At 71.4% G+C, this 1,445-nt stretch carries 1 protein-coding gene and 2 riboswitches; the gene reads right to left on the bottom strand.

Going from position 1 to position 1,445, the window contains the following annotated elements:
• The coding region (gcvT, locus tag GH736_RS22940; protein WP_159607328.1) for a glycine cleavage system aminomethyltransferase GcvT at positions 1-947 on the bottom strand (947 nt) is incomplete at its 3' end.
• 47 nt (positions 948-994) lie between these two features.
• Positions 995-1,098: riboswitch (glycine riboswitch) on the bottom strand.
• Between the two features lies 1 nt (position 1,099).
• A riboswitch (glycine riboswitch) is annotated at positions 1,100-1,203 on the bottom strand.
• Positions 1,204-1,445 lie beyond the last annotated feature (242 nt).

Below are 1,445 nucleotides of genomic sequence, written 5' to 3'. Positions count from 1 at the left end.
CGGCCTTCTGCGGCCAGGCCGACCAGCACCGGGGCATCCGGCGCCGGGCCCTGCTCGATGGCGGTGCGACCGACGAAGTCGCCCTCCTTCGTGAGTGCGACGACCCGACCGAGTCCGGCCTGCACCGGCAGGATGTCGCGGCCGAGCTCGTGCCCGTAGAGCGGCATGCCGGCCTCGAGCCGGAGGGTGTCGCGGCTCGCGAGGCCGCACGGCACGACCCGCGGGCCGCCGGTCTCGCGGAGGGCGTCCCAGATGCGCGCGGCGACGTCGGGCGCGACGTAGAGCTCGAAGCCGTCCTCGCCGGTGTAGCCCGTGCGTGCGACGAGCACCGGCTGGCCCTCGTACTCGGCGGCGATCGCCCGGTAGTACTTGAGGTTCGCGAGCGCGGTGACGAAGTCGTCCTCGTCGTTGCCCGGACCCTGGATGCCGAAGCCCGGCGTCTGCTGCAGCACCTCGAGCGCGTCGGGGCCCTGCAGGGCGATGAGCGCGATGTCGTCGCTCTCGTCGAACACCTCGGTGTCGAACGGGGAGGTGCGGTCGCGCAGCTCCTCGGCGACGACCTCGCGGTTCGACGCGTTCGCGACGACCATGTAGCGGTCCTCGCCGGTGCGGTAGACGACGAGGTCGTCGATCACGCCGCCGTCGCGGTCGAGCAGCAGCGAGTATTTCGCCTGGCCGAGCGCGATCGCCGACAGCTTGCCGGCGAGGGCGTAGTCGAGCGACTCGGCGGCCTCGGGGCCGACCACGATGATCTCGCCCATGTGCGACAGGTCGAAGAGGCCGGCGTGCTCGCGAACGGCGTGGTGCTCGGCCAGGTCGCTGGAGTAGCGCACCGGCATCTGCCACCCGGCGAAGTCGGTGAAGCTCGCGCCGGCAGCGCGGTGCACGTCGTCGAGGGGGCTCCGACGTTCGATGGTGCCGGTTTCGGTGGTTCCGGGGTCGGTCACGAGTTCTCCAGAGTCGCGTGGGCGGTCGGCGGATGCCGCTTGAGAACTCCCCCTCTGTCATGGGCCTGAGAGCTTCGCGTCGCACCCGTGGGGCGCTCGGCTTTCACCGTCGGCGGGATGCAGCGGTCGCGGCATCCACTTTTCAGAGCGGCCTTGTCATCGCGGTATGTGTGACCTGAGAGATTGGCGGGGAGGCTTGCTCCTTCGGTGCCGGCCAGTGCTGGTGAGGACTGCCCGGCTCTCCCGCGATGCGTCGATGGCCCGGTGTGAGGTTGTACGCCGATCCTAACCCACCCGCTCCCTCACACCCACTCGATCTGCAGGACGCGGCGGCAGGGAATGGCGCGCGGATATCCCGCTGTCGCGCCCAGCGGATGGCGCTCCACGGCGCGACGGCATCGCCTGTGGACAGCACCACGGGCGGGCGGCCTGCTCGCGGCATCCTGAGGCGGTGCGCCGACCCGAGCCCCTGCCCCAGCCGCTGCTCGGGCGCGTGGC

The sequence above is a fragment of the Agromyces humi genome (assembly GCF_009720255.1).
Taxonomy (GTDB): Bacteria; Actinomycetota; Actinomycetes; order Actinomycetales; family Microbacteriaceae; genus Agromyces; species Agromyces humi.
This window is presented reverse-complemented; position numbering and strand designations above follow the sequence as displayed.